21 protein-coding genes are annotated in these 18,096 nt (G+C 67.2%); 11 read left to right on the plus strand and 10 right to left on the minus strand.

Translation table 11 applies throughout. The features are described from left to right. The first annotated feature begins 54 nt into the window (after positions 1 to 54). Positions 55 to 1,092, plus strand: a complete 1,038-nt coding sequence (locus tag CD928_RS00295; protein ID WP_095383354.1) for an alpha/beta fold hydrolase — start codon at positions 55 to 57, stop codon at positions 1,090 to 1,092. Here CD928_RS00295 and CD928_RS00300 read toward each other — a convergent pair. Both CD928_RS00300 and CD928_RS00305 read right to left on the minus strand, forming a co-directional pair. Further along, positions 1,043 to 1,798 carry an alpha/beta fold hydrolase gene (locus CD928_RS00300; protein WP_095383357.1) on the minus strand — a complete coding sequence of 252 codons (756 nt, stop codon included), beginning with the start codon at positions 1,796 to 1,798 and terminating at the stop codon, positions 1,043 to 1,045. The two genes, CD928_RS00295 and CD928_RS00300, sit on opposite strands and share 50 nt — an antisense overlap. A 50-nt stretch (positions 1,799 to 1,848) precedes the next feature. Further along, positions 1,849 to 2,097 carry a hypothetical protein gene (locus CD928_RS00305; RefSeq protein ID WP_095385009.1) on the minus strand — a complete coding sequence of 83 codons (249 nt, stop codon included), beginning with the start codon at positions 2,095 to 2,097 and terminating at the stop codon, positions 1,849 to 1,851. Positions 2,098 to 2,512: 415 nt separating this feature from the next. Between CD928_RS00305 and CD928_RS00310 the strand changes: the two genes are divergently transcribed. The 3 genes from CD928_RS00310 to sugE all read left to right on the plus strand — a co-directional run bounded on the left by CD928_RS00310 (position 2,513) and on the right by sugE (position 6,384). Next, the gene (locus CD928_RS00310) at positions 2,513 to 3,712 is read left to right on the plus strand and encodes a GGDEF domain-containing protein (RefSeq protein ID WP_095383360.1); all 1,200 of its coding nucleotides are present in this window, start codon (positions 2,513 to 2,515) and stop codon (positions 3,710 to 3,712) included. Positions 3,713 to 3,815: 103 nt separating this feature from the next. Beyond that, on the plus strand, positions 3,816 to 5,909 hold the full coding sequence (locus CD928_RS00315; protein WP_095383363.1) for a malate synthase G: 2,094 nt from the start codon (positions 3,816 to 3,818) through the stop codon (positions 5,907 to 5,909). A 154-nt stretch (positions 5,910 to 6,063) separates the two neighbouring features. After that, positions 6,064 to 6,384: a quaternary ammonium compound efflux SMR transporter SugE gene (sugE, locus tag CD928_RS00320; RefSeq protein WP_095383366.1), complete on the plus strand. Its 321-nt coding sequence runs from the start codon at positions 6,064 to 6,066 to the stop codon at positions 6,382 to 6,384. Between the two features lie 23 nt (positions 6,385 to 6,407). Here the strand turns inward: sugE and CD928_RS00325 are convergent, their stop codons facing one another. Further along, entirely contained in the window at positions 6,408 to 7,028 is a 621-nt protein-coding gene (locus CD928_RS00325; protein ID WP_095383369.1) for a PilZ domain-containing protein, read from the minus strand. Between the two features lie 506 nt (positions 7,029 to 7,534). On the opposite strand from CD928_RS00325, the gene secE reads away from it, so the two are divergent. The 5 genes from secE (at position 7,535) to rplA (ending at position 10,784) form a co-directional block, all read left to right on the plus strand. Next, positions 7,535 to 7,732: a preprotein translocase subunit SecE gene (secE, locus tag CD928_RS00330; RefSeq protein WP_095383372.1), complete on the plus strand. Its 198-nt coding sequence runs from the start codon at positions 7,535 to 7,537 to the stop codon at positions 7,730 to 7,732. Positions 7,733 to 7,760: 28 nt separating this feature from the next. Beyond that, a complete protein-coding gene (nusG, locus tag CD928_RS00335) occupies positions 7,761 to 8,297 on the plus strand; it encodes a transcription termination/antitermination protein NusG (RefSeq protein ID WP_095383375.1) in 537 nt (178 codons plus the stop codon). 109 nt (positions 8,298 to 8,406) lie between these two features. Further along, positions 8,407 to 9,342, plus strand: a complete 936-nt coding sequence (locus CD928_RS00340) for an acyl-CoA thioesterase II (RefSeq protein WP_095383378.1) — start codon at positions 8,407 to 8,409, stop codon at positions 9,340 to 9,342. 310 nt (positions 9,343 to 9,652) lie between these two features. Next, positions 9,653 to 10,084, plus strand: coding sequence for a 50S ribosomal protein L11 (gene rplK / locus CD928_RS00345; RefSeq protein WP_095383380.1), 432 nt, complete (start codon positions 9,653 to 9,655; stop codon positions 10,082 to 10,084). 4 nt (positions 10,085 to 10,088) lie between these two features. Beyond that, the gene (gene rplA, locus CD928_RS00350) at positions 10,089 to 10,784 is read left to right on the plus strand and encodes a 50S ribosomal protein L1 (protein WP_095383393.1); all 696 of its coding nucleotides are present in this window, start codon (positions 10,089 to 10,091) and stop codon (positions 10,782 to 10,784) included. Between the two features lie 68 nt (positions 10,785 to 10,852). Here rplA and arr read toward each other — a convergent pair whose 3' ends face one another. From arr to CD928_RS00375, 5 genes are all read right to left on the minus strand, one after another. Then, positions 10,853 to 11,275, minus strand: coding sequence for an NAD(+)--rifampin ADP-ribosyltransferase (gene arr / locus CD928_RS00355; protein WP_095385012.1), 423 nt, complete (start codon positions 11,273 to 11,275; stop codon positions 10,853 to 10,855). Between the two features lie 57 nt (positions 11,276 to 11,332). Next, on the minus strand, positions 11,333 to 11,749 hold the full coding sequence (locus CD928_RS00360) for a VOC family protein (protein WP_095383396.1): 417 nt from the start codon (positions 11,747 to 11,749) through the stop codon (positions 11,333 to 11,335). Further along, entirely contained in the window at positions 11,746 to 12,393 is a 648-nt protein-coding gene (locus tag CD928_RS00365) for a heme exporter protein CcmB (protein WP_095383399.1), read from the minus strand. The genes CD928_RS00360 and CD928_RS00365 overlap by 4 nt, the downstream gene beginning before the upstream one ends. Before the next feature lie 115 nt (positions 12,394 to 12,508). Then, entirely contained in the window at positions 12,509 to 13,093 is a 585-nt protein-coding gene (gene ccmA, locus CD928_RS00370; RefSeq protein WP_255246984.1) for a heme ABC exporter ATP-binding protein CcmA, read from the minus strand. Beyond that, positions 13,090 to 13,518, minus strand: coding sequence for a metallopeptidase family protein (locus CD928_RS00375; RefSeq protein ID WP_141237046.1), 429 nt, complete (start codon positions 13,516 to 13,518; stop codon positions 13,090 to 13,092). Before CD928_RS00375 ends, ccmA begins: the two co-directional genes overlap by 4 nt. A 53-nt stretch (positions 13,519 to 13,571) precedes the next feature. Between CD928_RS00375 and CD928_RS00380 the strand changes: the two genes are divergently transcribed. Continuing rightward, complete coding sequence (locus tag CD928_RS00380) at positions 13,572 to 13,865, plus strand: 4a-hydroxytetrahydrobiopterin dehydratase (RefSeq protein ID WP_095383405.1); 294 nt, start codon at positions 13,572 to 13,574, stop codon at positions 13,863 to 13,865. Between the two features lie 55 nt (positions 13,866 to 13,920). Then, the gene (locus CD928_RS00385) at positions 13,921 to 16,746 is read left to right on the plus strand and encodes a DUF3857 domain-containing protein (protein ID WP_255246985.1); all 2,826 of its coding nucleotides are present in this window, start codon (positions 13,921 to 13,923) and stop codon (positions 16,744 to 16,746) included. 7 nt (positions 16,747 to 16,753) lie between these two features. Here CD928_RS00385 and CD928_RS00390 read toward each other — a convergent pair whose 3' ends face one another. Together CD928_RS00390 and CD928_RS00395 are read right to left on the minus strand one after the other, a co-directional pair. After that, positions 16,754 to 17,083 (minus strand): DUF2218 domain-containing protein, encoded by a 330-nt coding sequence (locus CD928_RS00390; RefSeq protein WP_095385018.1) that lies wholly within the window; start codon positions 17,081 to 17,083, stop codon positions 16,754 to 16,756. An 11-nt stretch (positions 17,084 to 17,094) separates the two neighbouring features. Beyond that, complete coding sequence (locus CD928_RS00395; RefSeq protein ID WP_095383408.1) at positions 17,095 to 17,649, minus strand: PadR family transcriptional regulator; 555 nt, start codon at positions 17,647 to 17,649, stop codon at positions 17,095 to 17,097. Positions 17,650 to 18,096 lie beyond the last annotated feature (447 nt).

An 18,096-nucleotide genomic window follows, 5' to 3' on the forward strand; every position in this document is an offset into this window, starting at 1 on the left:
GATTGACCCCGCCGGGGCACCCGCTAGGGTCGAAGGCGGGGTCGGGGAGGCTTTATGATCGACGATGACGAATTCGAGGGGCCGCCGCCGCGGCGCCCGCTCCTGCGGCGCAAGCGCGTCCTGATCCCGCTGGGCGTAGTGCTGGCGATTCTCATCGCCTTCCTCGCGCTGCGCACCCCCGATAGCGATCGCGACGCGATGATCGCCAAATATGGCGGCCCCGACGTCCAGTTCGCGCTGGGTCCGGCGGGACAGCACATCCATTATCGCGACCAAGGCCGGCGTGACGGGCCCGCGATGGTGCTGCTCCACGGATCGAACAGCAGCCTCCAGACATGGGAGCCGCTGGTGAAGCGGCTCGGCGGAAGCTATCGCATCGTGACGCTCGACCTTCCCGGCCACGGGTTGACCGGCGCGACGCCCGACAAGGATTATGGGGCCGATGGCATGATCGCCGCGGTCGATGTCGTCGCGGCGCGGCTCGACCTCGATCATTTCATTCTTGGCGGCAATTCGATGGGCGGCTGGGTCGCCTGGCGCTATGCGCTCGCCGAGCCCGGCCGGGTCGACGCGCTGCTGCTGCTCGACGCCGCCGGCATGCCGCTACGCAAGGGCGAAAAGCGCGCGCCGTCGAACGTCGGCTTCCGCCTGCTCCAATATCCGTTCGGCCGCTGGCTCGCGAGCCAGATCACGCCGCGCGCGCTGGTCGAAAAGTCGCTGCGCGGGTCGGTCGCGCGGCAGGAGATCGTCGATGACGCGATGGTCGACCGCTATTGGGAGCTGCTGCGCTTTCCGGGCAACCGCGAAGCGACCTCGCTCCGTGCGAAGCTCGACCGCGAACCGGCGATGGCCGACCGGATCGGAGCGATCAAGGCGCCGACGCTGATCCTGTTCGGCAAGGAGGACCGGCTGATCAACCCGAGCGCGGCCGAGACATTCCATGAGCGTATCGCGGGGTCGGAGGTCGTGCTGCTGGGCGGGATCGGCCACCTGCCGATGGAGGAGGCGCCCGATGCGACCGCCGCGGCGATCGCCGATTTCCTCAAGCGGCGGCTCGCGCCGCCGTCTGCGGTTGGTCCAGAAACGCCGTGATCCGCGCCGCGACCGTCGCGGCATGGGTAAAGGGGAAGAGGTGCGATCCCGGCACCACCTCCAGCACCGCGCCGTCGATCAGCTCGGCGATCGTCTGGCCGTGGCACGCCGGGACGACGCCGTCGCGTTTGCCCATCAGGACCAGCGTCGGCAGATTCTTCAGCGACGGCAGCATCGGCGCGCTCGTCCAGCCCGCCATCGCCGCAGCCTGATAGGCCAGGCCGAGCGGGGTCGCGGTGGGCAGCTTGAGTCCGCTCGCGAGCATGTCGTCGTCGAGCAGCGCCGCCCAGCCGATTCCCGGCGCCGCGACCGTCGGAGTGGTCGCCATCAGCACGAGGCGGCGGACGCGCCCCGGAAACTGGACCGCGATCTGCTGCGCCAGCGCGCCGCCCCAACTGAAGCCCGCGAGATCGATCGCGTCGTGGCCGAAGCGGTCGGCGATCTCCACCACGATCGCCGCCATCGTCGGCGCGCCATAGGGCATCAGCGCATCGGGCGAGCCGCCGACACCGGGCATGTCGAGCGTCCACACCTCGCGCCCCGATATCTGCGCGAGCAGCGGCGCGGCGGCGGTGATGTCGGCGCCGATGCCATTGAGGAAGACGAGCGGCGTCCCGGCCGCGCCCTCACGCCAGCGCGCGACGCGCAGCGTCAGGCCATAGGCGCGCTGCATGTCGAGAATGGGGTTGCCGGCGATCCTGCTCATCGCGGGCTGCCTTGGCATATCCTGATGACGGGGGAAAGTCCGGGCGCCGCCTATGTCGCAGGCTGGGACGCCGCAGCCGCCTTCGCCGCCTGTTCATAGCGCAGGCAGTCGAAGATCTTCGCGCCCGCGAGGAACACCGAGCCGCTGCACGCGACGAGCAGCAATTTGCCGCCGATCCCCGGATAATGGTCGAGATAGGCCATCCCGCGCGCCATCGCGCCGACGCCGAGCGCATAGATGATCAGGCAGGCCTCGAACCGGGTCTTGATGACGAAGAGTCGTCGGATTTTGTTCCACATCATCATCGGTCCAGCAAAAGCCATGCCACTGGCGCAAATCGGGGAATCGGCGCACCGGGCTTATGGTAAACTGTAAGTTAATCCGACATGCGAGGGAAGGGGGATGACGGGCAAACGTCGATTTTGGGGTGGAGAGCGGACGTTGCGTCCCGATGAGCCCCTCCCCTTCAGGGGAGGGGCAACGCAGACTTGGCAGCTTGCTGCCTAGTCGGAGTGGGGTGGGGTCTATCCGCCTTGCGCAAGGCCGATAGACCCCACCCCAACCCCTCCCCTGAAGGGGAGGGGCTTTCTCTCCGCCTATGTCCCCTTCCGGTCGGGAACGGACGCATTCGCACGCAATGCCCTCCCCGAAAATCACGCCGTCGCAAAATTCTCCCGCGCGGCAGTCGCGGAAATTCGCTAAGCAAGCCGCGATATGACAGCGGCGTTCGTCCTCGGCATCAACATGGTCATCGCGGGCATCTTCGCCATTGCCTTTGGCGTGGTCGCCGCGACCAACCGGTCGGCGCGCGGTGCGCTGTGGATGGCGTCGGGCTATGCGACGGGTATCGTCGACGTCGCGCTCGAATTCCTGCTGCGGATCCAGTCGAACCCGACGCCGGTCGGGATCGGCATCTTCCTGACCTTTCTGCTCGCGCTGACGCTCTGCCTGATCGGCGTCGCGCGCCATTATGACGTCGCGCCGCCGTGGAAGGCCATCGCCGCGATCTGGGTCCTCAGCCTTCTCGCCGTTCCGCTTCTCTTCGCCATGCCGGTCACTTCGGTGCTGCGCCGCGCGCTCTATCAGCTGCCCTACATCGCGACGCAGCTCCTGTTCGGCTTCGTCGTGCTGCGGTCGGGGCGGCGGCAGGCGCTCGACCTGCTTCTGATCGGGCTGGCGGTCCTGTCGGCCCTCCTCTATGCGGTCAAGCCGCTGATCGCCTGGACGGTCGGCGCGGCCAGCACGCCGCAGGCTTATATGGCGTCGACCTATGCGGCGATTTCGCAGAGCATCGGCGCGGTCACGCTGGTCGCGCTCGCGCTCGTCCTGCTGCTCGTGATGATGCGCGACACGACGGCCGAGATGCTGGTCCGATCCGAAACCGATTCGCTGTCGGGGCTCCTCAATCGGCGCGGTTTCGACCGGCACGCCGAGCGGCGGATCGAGCGCGCGCTGCGCACCGGAGCGCCCGCGGTTCTGATTGCCGCCGATCTCGATCATTTCAAGGCCATCAACGACGGCTACGGCCATGCGGCGGGCGACGGCGTGATCGCGCATTTCGCCGATGTTCTTCGCCATGCCGTGGCGGAGGGCGCGGTCGTGAGCCGGCTGGGCGGCGAGGAGTTCGCGGTGCTGCTCGCGGGTGCCGACCTTGCCGAGGGGCGCCGTCAGGCCGAGGCCGCGCGGCGCGCCTTTCGCGCCGCATCGTTCGCGGGGCTGGGGATCGACGGCACGATCTCGGCCTCCTTCGGCGTCGCGCAGGCGATGGCGGGCGATACCCTGTTCGACCTGTCGCGCCGCGCCGACGCCGCGCTCTACCGGGCGAAGGCGGGCGGGCGCAACCGGGTGTGCGTCGCGCTCGGCGAACTGCCGCCGACGCCGACGCCGATGGGGGTGCGCAAGCTATCGGGCTGATCGTCGCGCGGGGCGGTTGCCATCGCGCGGCAATCGCGGCATAGGGCGCGGGCCCTTCCTCCCCGGATCCCATGCGCGTTCGCGCCGACCATAGGGTGTTTGCATGACTGATTTTCTCGATCGCCGCGGCCTGTCGGTCGATTCGCGCCTCGTCTCCTTCATCGAGGAGAAGGCTATTCCCGGAACCAGGCTCGACGCCGACGCCTTCTGGGCGGATTTCGCCGCGCTGCTGGGTCGCTTCGCGCCCGAGAATATGGCGTTGCTCGCCAAGCGCGAGGACCTGCAGGCGAAGATCGACGCCTGGCACGGCGCGCGCGCCGGACAGCCGCACGACGCGGCCGCCTATCAGGCCTTTCTGCGCGAGATCGGCTATCTGGTTCCCGAGCCGGCACCGTTCGCGGTCGGCACCGCGAATGTCGACCCCGAGATCGCGACGATGGCGGGGCCGCAGCTCGTCGTCCCGGCATTGAACGCGCGCTTCGCCCTGAACGCCGCCAATGCGCGCTGGGGCAGCCTGTACGACGCCTTCTACGGCACCGACGCGCTCGACGCACCGGCGGCGAAGCCTGGCGGCTATGACACGGCGCGCGGTGCGGCGGTGATCGCGCGGGCGAAGGCGTTCCTCGATGAGGCGGTGCCGCTCGCGTCGGGAAGCTGGGCCGACTGGCAGGGCGGGCAGGTGACGCTTGCCGACCCGTCGCAATGGGCGGGGAGCAAGCCGGGCGGCATTCTGCTCCGCCACAATGGCCTGCACATCGAACTGGTGATCGATCCGGACAGCGCGATCGGCAAGACCGACCCCGCGGGCATCGCCGATGTCGTGCTCGAGGCGGCGCTGACGACGATCATCGACCTCGAGGACAGCGTCGCGGCGGTCGATGGCGAGGACAAGGCGCTCGGCTATACCAACTGGCTCGGGCTGATGCGCGGCGACCTCGTCGAGAGCTTCGACAAGGGCGGGCGAACGGTCACGCGCGCGATGGCGGCGGACCGCGAATGGACGTCGCCGTCGGGCGAACCCTTCACGCTGCACGGCCGCAGCGTGATGTTCGTGCGCAACGTCGGTCATCTGATGACGACGCCGATGATCAGGCTGCCGAACGGCGCCGAAGCGCCCGAGGGCATCTGCGACGCGGTGATCACCAGCCTCTGCGCGCTCCACGATCTGAAGGGGCTCGGCACGCTGACGAACAGCCGCGCGGGCAGCATCTATATCGTCAAGCCCAAGCAGCACGGGCCCGAGGAATGCAGCTTCACCAACCGTCTGTTCGATGCGGCCGAGGACATGCTCGGCCTCGCGCGCCACACGATCAAGGTCGGGGTGATGGACGAGGAGCGGCGCACCAGCGCCAATCTCGCCGCGTGCATCGAAGCGGTGAGGGACCGCATCGTCTTCATCAACACCGGCTTCCTCGACCGCACCGGCGACGAGATTCACACCTCGATGCAGGCCGGCCCGATGATCCCCAAGGGCGAGATGAAGGCGTCGGACTGGATCGCCGCCTATGAGGACCGCAACGTCCGCATCGGGCTCGCCTGCGGGCTTTCGGGCAAGGCGCAGATCGGCAAGGGCATGTGGGCGATGCCCGACCTGATGCACGCGATGCTCGAGGCGAAGGTGGGTCATCCGAAATCGGGCGCGAACACCGCCTGGGTGCCGTCGCCGACCGCCGCGACGCTGCACGCGCTCCACTATCATCAGGTCGACGTGTTCGCGCGGCAGAAGGAGATCGCGGGCGAGGCGGTTCCGGGGCTCGACCGGCTGCTCGCCATCCCCGTCGCGAACGGGCGCAACTGGAGCGAGGCCGAGGTGGCGCGTGAGCTCGACAATAATTGCCAGGGCATATTGGGCTATGTCGTTCGCTGGATCGACCAGGGCGTCGGCTGCTCGAAGGTGCCCGACATCGACGACGTCGGGCTGATGGAGGATCGCGCGACGCTGCGGATTTCGAGCCAGGCGCTCGCCAACTGGCTGCTCCACGGCGTCTGCACCGCGCAGCAGGTCGACGCCGCGCTTGCGCGCATGGCGGCGAAGGTCGACGCGCAGAACGCCGGCGACCCGCTCTACGAAAAGCTGACCCCCGACGGCATCGCCTGGCAGGCGGCGCGCGCGCTGATCTTCGAGGGCGCGACGCAGCCGTCGGGCTATACCGAGCCGCTGCTGCACAAGTTCCGGCAGGCGAAGAAGGCGGCATAAGGCGGCGCGTTCCTGTAGGATTGCCAGCCGGCCGGGGGATGGGTAGGGGATTGGCCGCTGCCCTTCCCGGGCAGCCATCGGGGCCACGTCCCCGCCCGCCGGCGCGCGGGTTTGAAGTCCGGGACGGCCCGGCGGCCCTTGAAGGAGGCTGCCCGTGGCGTGGATTTACCTAGTGATTGCCGGACTTCTCGAAGTCGTCTGGGCCTTTTCGATGAAGCAATCGGAGGGCTTCAGCAAGCTCGGCCCGTCGATCGTCACGATCGCCGCGATGATCGCGAGTTTCGCGCTGCTGGCGCTGTCGATGAAGGCGCTGCCGCTCGGCACCGCCTACACGATCTGGACCGGAATCGGCGCGGTGGGCGCGTTTCTGGTCGGCATATGGGTGCTGGGCGAGGCCGCGAGCGCGATGCGGATCGCGGCGGCGCTGCTGATCGTCGCCGGGCTCGTGCTGATGAAGCTATCGTCGCCGGCCTGAACCGGCGACGATATCGCGCGGGGTCAGCTCTCGAAGCGCCGGATGCTTTCGAGGTCGGCCTGTTCGAGCGGTGCGGTGAGCCAGACGCCGCTCTGGCCCTTGCGCGACCAGCGGACGATGCCGCGGCGGCGGACGCCGCCCCACAGCACCAGTTCGAGCTTCGTTCCGACTTCGAGCTCGCCGTCATGGACGAGCCCCGCGCCCTGCTGCGACAGGTTGACCACGTCGATTTCGCGGGGGCCGTCGTCGGTCACGATCGTCGCATGGCCGCGAACCGCCAATCGTGGCGGGCGGTAGCCCGAAGCCTTTTGCTCGGCCGCCAGCTGTTTCAGCAATTCCGCCGCATTGACCGGCGTGTCGAACGCGACGCCGCAGCGACCGTTTTCGGCCCAGACGACCTCCGCAGACAGCCTGATGCTGTCCGACAGCGCGATCTGCAGGCGCTCGCCGGGGTCGACCTGCACGTTCGCCGCGAGCATCATGCCCTCGTCGGAAATATTGCGGACGCGCCAGAAGCCGGCGTCGCCCTCGCGCTCGATCGTGGCGATGCGGTAGACGGTGCAGTGGCGGCTACTGTTCCGCCGATCGGCGTCCGTCAGGTCGGAAGCGATTCCCGATGGGTGGGGGACCCGGGATACATTCATGCCATTCTCCGTATCAAAGACTGCGCGCCCAGACAGAGCCAGCGAATGTTTTGGTTGTGTGCGACATGTGGCTCCAATTGCTGATGATGTAAATTTACAAAGATTATCGCCGCAACATCGCTAATCTAATATTAATCTTCACCCCTTTGTAATATTATATATAATCTCGATTTATCAGCGGCTTAATTCCGATCGCTGCCAGCCTTGCAGCGATAGATCGGGCTTCTGGCGCGAAGTGGGACAAATTTGCGCGAAAAAAGGCGGACGATACAAAAGGGATTTTCCCGTGCGGCCCATCGGGGCCGGCGCGATGCGGCTATCGCTTGCCAAGGGCAGGGGGCACGGCTAAAGGCCGCTTTCATTCGGACAGATGCGCCGTTTTCGTTCCGCCTTTCGCCGGCATGCCCGGGGAGGGTGGGCGGACTATTGCCCGAAACGCTTGACGCGGACGGAGCGGCAACCCATTTGGCCGGAACCATTGGACAGGCAGGAACAGGACGATCGACATGGCGAAGCCGAAGATTGGCGAATTCGTCAACCAGGTGAAGACCGAAGCCACCAAGATCGTGTGGCCGACCGGTCGCCAGACGATGCAGACGACGATCATGGTGCTGATCATGACGACGCTGCTCGCGCTGTTCTTTCTGGGCATCGATACGGTTTTCAACGCGATCGTCGGCTGGCTGACGTCGCTCGCGCGCTAAGCGCGCTCACACGGGGATACGCAGACTTATGGCGCGCTGGTACATCATTCACGCCTATTCGGGTTTCGAGAACAAGGTCCGCGATTCGGTCGTGGCCGAAGCCGAACGCATGGGCCTCACCGATTTCGTCGAAGCCGTCGAGGTGCCGGTCGAAACGGTCACCGAGGTCAAGCGCGGCAAGAAGGTGCAGGCCGAGCGCAAATTCTTCCCCGGCTATGTCCTCGCCAAGCTGACGATGACCGACGACGTCTATCACCTCGTCAAGAATACGCCGAAGGTCACGGGCTTTCTGGGTTCGATGGGCAAGCCGCAAGCGATCAGCGAGGCCGAGGCCGCGCGCATCCTGAACAGCAAGGAAGAGGCCGCGGCGCGCCCGAAGACCGAAATCCGCGTCGACTACGAGATCGGCGATCAGGTCAAGGTGCTCGAGGGCCCGTTCGCGAGCTTCAACGGCGTCGTCGAGGAACTCGATTTCGACAAGGCGCGGGTCAAGGTCTCGGTGTCGATCTTTGGCCGCGCCACCCCCGTCGAGCTCGATTTCGAGCAGGTCGAACGGATGAAGTGACGACCCCGACAGGTCGTCATCCCCGCGAACGCGGGGATCTCGTGCGTCATTACGGAACGATAGCGGGAGATTCCGGCTTTCGCCGGAATGACGAAAGGGGTTCTGCATCGTGACAACGCTCTCTCCCGCGGAGATCCAGGCTCGCATCGCCCGCGCGCGCGAGATCAACGCCAGCGTGCCGGCGGAAACCGTGGTCGGCGCGGTCGCGCGGCTCTTCGATCTCGATCCCGTCCCCGGCCTCGCGGACGAATTCACCTTTCCCGCGTTGGCGACCACCGCGCGCGACCGCATCTTCGGCGGGCAGGTCATCGCGCAGGCGATGATGGCCGCCGCGCGCACCGTCGATGAGGGCAAGCAGGTCCATTCGCTCCACGCCTATTTCCTGCGTGGCGGCGACGAGACCAAGCCGCTGCATTTCCGCATCCACCGCGACTTCGACGGGCGCAGCTTCTCCAACCGCCGCGTCGTGGTGCGCCAGGACGGCAAGGTCATCTTCAACCTGACCGCCTCGTTCCAGGTGCGCGCCGAGGGGCTGGCGCATCAGGTGCCGATGCCCGACCTGCTGCCGCCCGAAAAATGCTGGGACTTCACCGATTTCGTCGCGGCGGCGCCCGAAATTTCCGACCGGCAGCTCGCCAATATGGCGCGAACGCGGCCGTTCGAGGTGCGCAGCTATCGCCCGCCGGCGTCGGCGAAAGCGACGCAGCATTATCAATGGTTCCGCGTCGCGGCGCCGATCGGCGACGATCCGCTGGTCCATCGCGGCTTTCTGGCCTTCGCGTCGGACATGGGGCTGCTGTCCTCGGCCATGTTGCCGCACGGGGTGAATTTCTGGACGCCAGGCGTGGTGTCGACCAGTCTCGACCATGCGATGTGGTTTCATGCCGACGTCCGCGTCGACGAATGGTTCGTCTTCGTCATGGACAGCCCGTGGACGGGCGGCGACCGCGGGCTGTGCCGCGGCTCCATCTATCGCCAGGATGGCACGCTGATCGCGAGCGTCGTGCAGGAAGGATTGCTACGGTATCGGCCGCCGGCCGGGTAGGAACGCCAGGGCGAGATCCCGGCCTGCGGGTGGTGGCTCAGTTTGGATTTGGAAGGCGTCGTTCCCTGCCTCGTCACCCCGGATCAAGTCCGGGGTGACGAAGAAAGAAAAATCGCACGCTTGCCTTCAAACCGAGTCACCACCGGCCTGCGCCTCCGCTTGCAATTTTTCCCGCTTGCGCCTATGCGCCGCGCTTCGCGTCAGACAAGGGCGTGATTCCGCGCGGGAGGAAGGGGTGATGCCCTTCCGTTCGACCGCTTATTTTGAGTCCCGGACCTAATCCGGGGCGACAGAAAGAAAGGAGGCCATCATGGCCAAGAAGATCAGCGGCTACATCAAGCTGCAGGTGCCCGCCGGCACCGCCAACCCGTCGCCGCCGCTCGGGCCGGCGCTCGGCCAGCGCGGCGTCAACATCATGGAATTCTGCAAGGCGTTCAACGCCGCGACCGATTCCATGGACAAGGGCACCCCGACCCCGACCATCATCACCGTCTATGCGGACAAGAGCTTCTCGTTCGTCACCAAGACGCCCCCGGCGACCTATCTGATCAAGAAGGCCGCGAACCTGAAGTCGGGTTCGAAGGAGCCCGGCAAGATCAGCGGCGGCAAGATCGCGCGTTCGAAGCTCGCCGAGATCGCCGAGATCAAGATGAAGGATCTGAACGCCAACGACATCGAACAGGCGACGAAGATCATCGAAGGCAGCGCCCGCTCGATGGGCCTCGAAGTGACGGAGGGCTGAACCGATGGCAAAGCTGACCAAGAAGCAGAAGGCCCTCGAGGGCAAGGTTGACGCGCTGAAGCTGCACGCCGTCGACGAAGCGATCAAGACCGTGCGCGAACTCGCGTCGACCAAGTTCGACGAGACGCTGGAAATCGCGATGAACCTGGGCGTCGATCCGCGCCACGCGGACCAGATGGTCCGCGGCGTCGTGACGCTGCCCGCCGGCACCGGCAAGGACGTCAAGGTCGCGGTCTTCGCGCGCGGCGACAATGCCGACAAGGCGCTGGCCGCCGGCGCCGACAAGGTCGGGGCCGAAGACCTGATGGAAGACATGCTCGCGGGCAACCTCGACTATGGCCGCGTCATCGCGACGCCGGACATGATGGGCATCGTCGGCCGCCTCGGCAAGACGCTGGGTCCGAAGGGCCTGATGCCGAACCCGAAGCTGGGCACCGTGACCCCGAACGTCGCCGAAGCCGTGAAGGCCGCCAAGGGCGGTCAGATCGAATTCCGCGTCGAAAAGGCCGGGATCATCCACGCCGGCATCGGCAAGCTGTCGTTCGGCGAAGAGAAGCTGCGCCAGAACTTCGACGCCTTCGTCGACGCGATCGTCAAGGCGAAGCCGGCCGGCGCGAAGGGCAAATATGTCCGCAAGATCGCGCTGTCGTCGTCGATGGGCCCGGGCGTGAAGGTCGACACCGCCGAAATCGGCGCCTGATCGAAGCGCACAAGCTATAGGGAAGGGCCGGAGGAAACTCCGGCCCTTTTCCTATGGGGTGCCGCGCATCAGTTGATGATTTCGCCGCGCTCGTCCGCGCGCAGTGCGGCCAGTCGTTCTCTCCACACCTGCAGGGCTTCGGGCGTCAACCTGGTCCAATGCGTGATTTCGCCAGTGACCCTGAGCGGTGCGCTGCTGCGATACGACCGGGTGGGGTTGCCGGGAAATTTCTTGTCGGTCACGTTCGGGTCGTTCTCGAACGCCCCGGTCGGCTCTACGGCATACACACGCGGAAGTGCCCCGCCTTCGGTGAGGTCCGCCGCGATTTCGGCGGCGAGCCCCGCGCCGTCCACCAAGGCAGTGAAATAGATGTGGTTCATCACCACCTCGGGGCGATAGTTCGACCGGAATCCCGCTGTAAGCAAATCACCCACGCGCAAATCGGCGATGGTGCCGTGAAAGAACGGACCCTCGTCGAGCACTTCGGTCATCGTCATCGTCCTTGCCTTTCAGCGGGTGCGTTCAATCGGTGCCAAAGTCCGCGAAACTCAGCCCGCCTTGCGAAACTCGATCAGATCCCATCGGTTGCCATAAAGGTCGAGGAAGACCGCGACGGTGCCGTAGTCGGCCTCGAGCGGGTCGCGGACGAAAGTGACGCCGGCGTCCTGATACCGCCGATAGTCGCGCCAGAAATCATCGGTGCGCAGGAACAGGAAGACGCGCCCGCCGGCCTGGTCGCCGATGAACTTCGCCTGTTCCTCATTGGCGGCGCGTGCGAGCAGGATGGTCGCGCCGCGGTCGGCGTTGCCCGGCGGCGCCACGAGCACCCAGCGCTTGTCCTGCGCGGGCTGATAGTCGTCGGCGACGAGGGTGAAGCCGAGGGTGCCGACGTAGAAGTCGATCGCCTCGTCATAATCGCGAACGACGAGCGCGACGTGCGCCAGCGATTGGCGGGGCGCGGTCATTCGCGCAGCCCCCTGAGCGCCGCCCCCGCCGCGAAGGGCCCGATCGCGGTGAGCAGCAGGCTCGACGCCGCGAGCAGTTTCACCGCCCCGCGCCCCGACGGATCGAGCATCCCGGCGCCGAAGATCAGCAGCGGCACCGCGAGCGGGAGCACGAGCAGGCCGCCGATCGCACTACCGCCCTTGAGGTTCGCGGTGAGCGCGGCGCTGAGCACCGCGAGCGCGGCGAGCGCGGGGATCGCGATGGCGAGCCCCGTCGCGAGCGTCGCGACGCGCGCGCCGTCCTGCGCGAGCAGCGCCGCGGCGGGAAGCAGCGCGACGAGCAGCGGCAGGCCGAAGCCGATTGCGTGCGCGGCGATCTTCACTGCCGCGATCAGCTCGTCGGAAAATCCCCGCACCGCGAGCTGGTCGAGCACCCCGGCGTCGCGGTCGGGCCGCACCAGCCGGTCGATCGGCAGCAGCGCCGCGAGCAGCGCGGCGACCCAGACCATGCCGCCACCGGTCTTCGCGAGCAGCGGCGCGTCGGGGCCGACCGCAAAGGGAAAGGCGGTCGCGACGAGCAGGAAAAAGACGACCGGCAGCCACAGCGCGCCGCTGCCCCATGCGCGGCGCAGGTCGCGCCAGAAGAGGGCGAGAAGGGCGGTCATTCGCCGTCACCGTCATTGCGAGGAGCGTAGCGACGAAGCAATCTCCAGCCATCGACCTTGCTCAAGGCGGATGGCTGGAGATTGCTTCGCTCCGCTCGCAATGACGGGAGGCGGGTCACGCCAGCGCTCCCATGTCCAGCTCCGCCATGTCGGGCACGCCCAGCGCGAAGTGCGACGCCAGCAGCACCGCCCCGCCATTCGCGCGATGCGTCGCGATCGCCGTGATGAGTCGCGCCTGTGCCGCCTCGTCCATGCCGTTGGCGGGCTCGTCGAGCAGCCAGATCGGCGCGCCGCTCGCGATGACGCGCACGAGGCCCGCGCGCTTGCGCTGGCCGGTCGAAAGCATCGACACCGGCACGTCGGCCAGGTTGCCAAGCGCCATCGCGTCCATCGCGCGGCCCAGCGCATGCCCGTCGACGGTGTCGATCCGCGCCCAGAAATCGAGCGCGCGGCGCAACGGCAATTCGGGATCGAGCGCCGAGGCCTCGTCGATCAGCGCGATCCGCTCGCGGCGCGTCACGGTGCCCGCGGCCGGACGCAGCAGGCCGGCGGCGAGGCGGATCAGGCTCGACTTGCCCGCGCCGTTCGGGCCGCGCAGCCAGAGCGCGTCGCCGCGGTTCAGCGTCAGCGACAGGCCCTCGAACAACAGCCGGTCGCCGCGGATGCAGGCCACGCCGTCGAGCAGAAGCAATGCGGTCACGCCATATCCTCGAGCGCGTGCATGTCGTCGTCGGAAAAGCCGAAATGATGGCCGATCTCGTGGATCAGCACATGACGGACCAGCCAGTCGAGCCGCTCGCCTTCCTCGATCCATTCGACGAGGATCGGGATGCGATAGAGGGTTACGCGGTCGGGCATGCCGCCGCTCTGGTCGATGCTGCGCTCGGTCAGCGGGCGGCCTTCGTAGAGACCGGTGAGTTCGTAGGGATGCTCGATGTCGAGCGAGGCGAGGATTTCGTCGTCGGCGATCTCCTCGATCGCGATGACGAGGCCCGCGACATGCGGCGCGAACACCGCGGGCAATGTGGCGAGCGCGGCCTCGGCCATCGCGTGAAAAGCGTCGGCATCGGGCGCGCCGCCGGTCCAGCCGTCGGGAAGGTCGGAGAGGGCGGGCTTGTCGCTCATCGCGCCCTTCCTTATGGCGGGCGGCACGGCTTGACCAGCGGGAGAAAAATGCGGTGGTTCAGAAACTCGACGACGATGCGCGCGCCGCGCTGCTCGCCCGTTTTCCCGAATGGACGCACGATCCGGCGCGCGACGCGATCACGCGCCGCTTCCGCTTCGCCGACTTCGCGCAGGCCTTCGGCTTCATGGCGAGCGTCGCGATCGTCGCGGAGAAGATGGATCATCACCCCGAATGGTCGAACGTCTACAACCGCGTCGACATATTGCTGACCACCCACGATTGCGATGGCCTGTCGGAGCGCGACGCCCGGCTCGCCGAAGCGATCGAGGCGCTGCTCCGGCCATAGCGGCAGGGAAAAGGGGTTGCCACGGCGGGCACCCCCATGCAGTTTGGCGGCGGGTATGAAATGGGGCAGGGGGCAGATTTCGATGATGGTTTGGCGCCAGTTGGCGTTCGTGGCGGCGATTGTCGCGCCCACCGTGGTTTATGCGGGCGAACAGCCGCTCTATGAAGCCGCGCCGGCGTGGGTGGTCGCGACCAGGCTTCCCGATGCGAGCGAGTCCGGCGGCGGCCCGATGCTGTACGACGCGCAGCAGCGGATCGACGGCGCGACGGTGTGGAGCTATTTCGACACCGCGGTCAAACTCGATACGCCCGAGGCACTGTCGCAGAACAGCAATGTGACGCTCGCCTGGCTGCCCGACAAGGGCGACCTGATCATCCACGAGCTGTCGATCGTGCGAAACGGCGAGGTGATCGACGCGCTCGCCGGGGGACAGAAATTCACCGTGCTGCGCCGCGAGCAGACGCTCGAGCAACGCGAGCTGACCGGCATATTGTCGGCGACGCTCGCGGTGGAAGGGCTGCGCGTCGGCGACGTCCTGCGCCTGCGCATGTCGACGACGGTGAAGGACGCGGCGCTCGGCGGCCGCGCGCAGCTGTCGCTGCCGCTTGTCGCGCAGCCCGCGCGCGTCGCGGCCGCCAACTATCATCTGTCGTGGCGGAGCACCGACAAGACGCAGTGGAAGCTGCTCGCGAGCGGCGTCGATGCGAAGGTCGGAAAGAGCGGCGGCTTTTCCGACCTCAGCTTTGCCGTGCCGATCGCCAAACAGCCCGAGATGCCCGGCGACGCGCCGGCGCGTTACCAGATGCCGCCGGTCATCGAGGCGTCGACCTTCGCCGACTGGGCCGACGTCTCGCGGACGATGGCGCCGCTCTATGCGACCGACGGCACCATCGCCGATGGCAGTCCGCTTGCCGCCGAAGTCGCGACGATCGAGGCCGCGACCGATGATCCGCTGAAGCGCGCGGCGATGGCGCTGCAACTGGTGCAGGACAAGATCCGCTACCTCGCGGTCGGCATGGACGGCGGCAATTACGTCCCGCAGGCGCCCGCCAAGACCTGGGAGGTGCGCTACGGCGACTGCAAGGCGAAGACGCTGCTGCTGCTCGCGCTGCTCCACGCGATGGATATCGAGGCCGAGCCGGTGACGGCGCACGCGGGGCTGGGCGATATCGTCGCGAGCCGCGTGCCGAGCGCGCTGGCCTTCAACCATGTCCTCGTGCGCGCGACGATCGGCGGCGAGACGCTGTGGCTCGACGGCACCGATCTCGGCACCCGGCTTGCCGACATTCGGGACACCCCCGCGCTCGGCTATGTCCTGCCGGTGCGAGCCGAGGGCGCCGACCTGCTCAAGATCGCGATGCGCCCGCCGGCGCGCCCCTATATCGACCTCAGCATCGATGCCGACGAGAGCACGAGCATCGACCTGCCCTCGGTGATCGATCTGACGATGGTGATGCGCGGCAGGTTCGCGAGCCTGCTGACGCTCGCCTCGGCGCAGCTCGGCCCGAAGGAGCAACGCAAGCTGACCGAACAGTTCCTGCAATCCTATGTCGGACAGGCGCAATATGAATCGCTGACGACGACCACCGATGCCGAAGCGGGAACGGCGACGATCAAGGGGCGCGGCGTTTTTTCGACGGGCTGGAAGCGCGACGATCGGCGAATGGAGCGCTGGCTGTCGCGCATCCCCGATCTCTTGAGCTTCGCACCCGATCGCGCGCGACCGGCATGGGCCGACATTCCCGTCGCCACCGCCGCACCCGACCTCGCCCACTATCGCATGCGAATCCGCCTGCCGAACGGCGGCGAAGGCTATAAGGTCGAGGGCGAGGGCGCGCTCGACGGCCGCTTTGCGGGCTATGGTCTCAAGCGATCGGTGACGCTGGCGGACGGCGCCGTCACGGTCGACGAAACGCTCGCCTCGTCGGGCGCGGAGATTGCGGCGGCCGATGTCCCCGCCGAGCGCGACCGCTTTGCGACGATGACGGCGCGGGCGCCGCGGCTGATCGCGCCGCAGGATGCGCGGCGCCGGTGGCAGCTCGCCGCGAGCGACCGCCCAAGCGGAACGCAGCTCGCCGCCGTCGAAGCGATCTTCGCCAAGGTCGCGAAAGATGCCGACGAGGACAATGTGACCCCGCTGGCGGGCGCGGCTTCGTTTCACAGCGGAATCGGCGATTATAAGGCGGCGATCGCGGATTATACGCGGATGCTCGCGATCCTGCCGTCGGCCGATACCTATCTCAGCCGCAGCTACGCGCGGCAGTCGGTGGGCGATGTCGCGGGCGCGCTCGCCGATGCCGAGGCGGCGCGCAAGCTCGACCCATCGTCGTCGAACGCGATCGGTGCGGTCGCAATGCTGACCGCCGAACAGGGCGACGTCGACAAGGCCGTCGCGATGCTCGACGAGCGGATCGCGATCGGCGGCAAGCAGCGCGACGATTACAAGCTGGGGAAGGCGAGCTTGCTCGGCGAATATGGCGACGCGCAGACGGCGCTCGACGTCGTCAATGCGATGATCGAGGAAAAGCCGGGTTCGCCGTGGCTGCTCAACGCGCGCTGCTGGATCAAGGGCACGCGCGAGATCGAAGTCGAGTCGGCGCTCAAGGACTGCACGTCGGCGATGGAACTGAGCGACAGCAGCGCGTCGATCCTCGACAGCCGGGCGCTCGCGTGGATGCGCCTCGGCCGCGACGAGGATGCGCTGCGCGATCTCGACGCCGCGCTGCTGCAGGCGCCCGACCTCGGGTCGAGCCGCCTGCTGCGCGCGATCGTGCTGAAGCGGATGGGCCGGATCGACGATGCGAACCGCGACCTCGCGGCCGCGCGCCGCATCGCGCCGTCGCTCGAACGCGAATATGCGCGCTATGGGCTGAAGCCCTGATAGCGGGCTAGCCGCTCGCGGACGGTTGCCAGTCGAAGGCGAGCGGTGCCTCGCGGAAGGCGAAGCGGTCGAGGTGGCGCGCGACGGCGCCTTTCAGCGCCTCGAGCTGCCCCTCGGCGCTCGCGTCGATGCGGACGGCGAGCGCATCCGCACCGGCATCGAAGGTCACCAGCGCATCGCCCGGCCAATCGGCACCGCGCGCGTCCCTGGGGAAGGTCACGGTGCCGTGATCGGCGGTGAACTCGACCGCCAGATTATGCTGCCAATGCTTGCAGAGCTGCTGCAGATATTTGCTCGCCTGTCCGGTCGGAACATGCGCGGTGGCCGAAACGGTCATGCGGTCCTCGCTCACAGGCGTTCGATCTTCTGCGCCGCGTCGTCGATCAGGGCGACGATCGCGTGCAGCGTTTCCGCATCCGCCTCGCGGCGGCCGAGGCGGTTCATCAGCACCTGGCGAAGATTGCCCATGGCGCGGCGCACCGACGCCGAATCGGTGCGCTGACGCTCTTCGCCGACCGCGGCCAGCCGCGCGATCAGCGCGTCGATCAGCGCCTTGTTCGCGTCGAGTTCGGCCTCGCCTTCGGGGGTGATGGCGAACAGCTTCTTCGCGCCCTCGCTCTGCTGCGCGGCGATCTGGCCCATGTCGTCGAGCAGGGTAAGCGTGGGGTAGATGACCCCGGGGCTCGGCGCATAGGCGCCGCCGGTCAGCTCCTCGATCTGGCGGATCAGGTCGTAGCCGTGGCGCGGCTCGTCGGCGATCAGCTTCAGGAGGACGAGCCGCAGCTCGCCGCTGTCGAACATCCGCCGCCGCGGCCCGCGACCCTCGTCGTCATCGCCATGGCGCCCGCCGAAACCGCGTCCGAAGCCATGGCCGAAACCGCGGCCGCGGCCGCCGCGATGCATCCCGTGACGATGGCCGCAAGAGCCCGAAAATTCTCTGTGATTACGCATCTCATTTTTCCTTAGAGTGATTCGTGATAGGTCTAAGATATATCTTAAATGCTATCTTGCAAGGGCGATTTGCATCTCGGCAGCCGATCAGGGCGCGAGGCCGTCGCCGAGCCGACCGCACGGCACTCGGTTCGTCGATTCTGAATGACGTCATGGCTTGACTTGGTTTCGACGGAAACTAGAAGCGCGCGTCGCTGAGACCGCCAAGGATGCGGCCGCGAATTGCCGGTACCAGGATTCCGCGAACGGGCGGGGCCGGGGCGGATACGGAGTTTTTCGTCAGATCAGTTTTGGCTCGCGCGTGGGCGGGTCCGGTTCATCGAGGTGCCGAGCGGTGCAGGTCGTGCGCCGCCGCGGCTCGTGCCGGCCCGATGCGCGGGATGGTGGGATTAGAAACAT

It is taken from the genome of Sphingopyxis sp. GW247-27LB (assembly GCF_002277025.1).
In the GTDB taxonomy this organism is placed as follows: domain Bacteria; phylum Pseudomonadota; class Alphaproteobacteria; order Sphingomonadales; family Sphingomonadaceae; genus Sphingopyxis.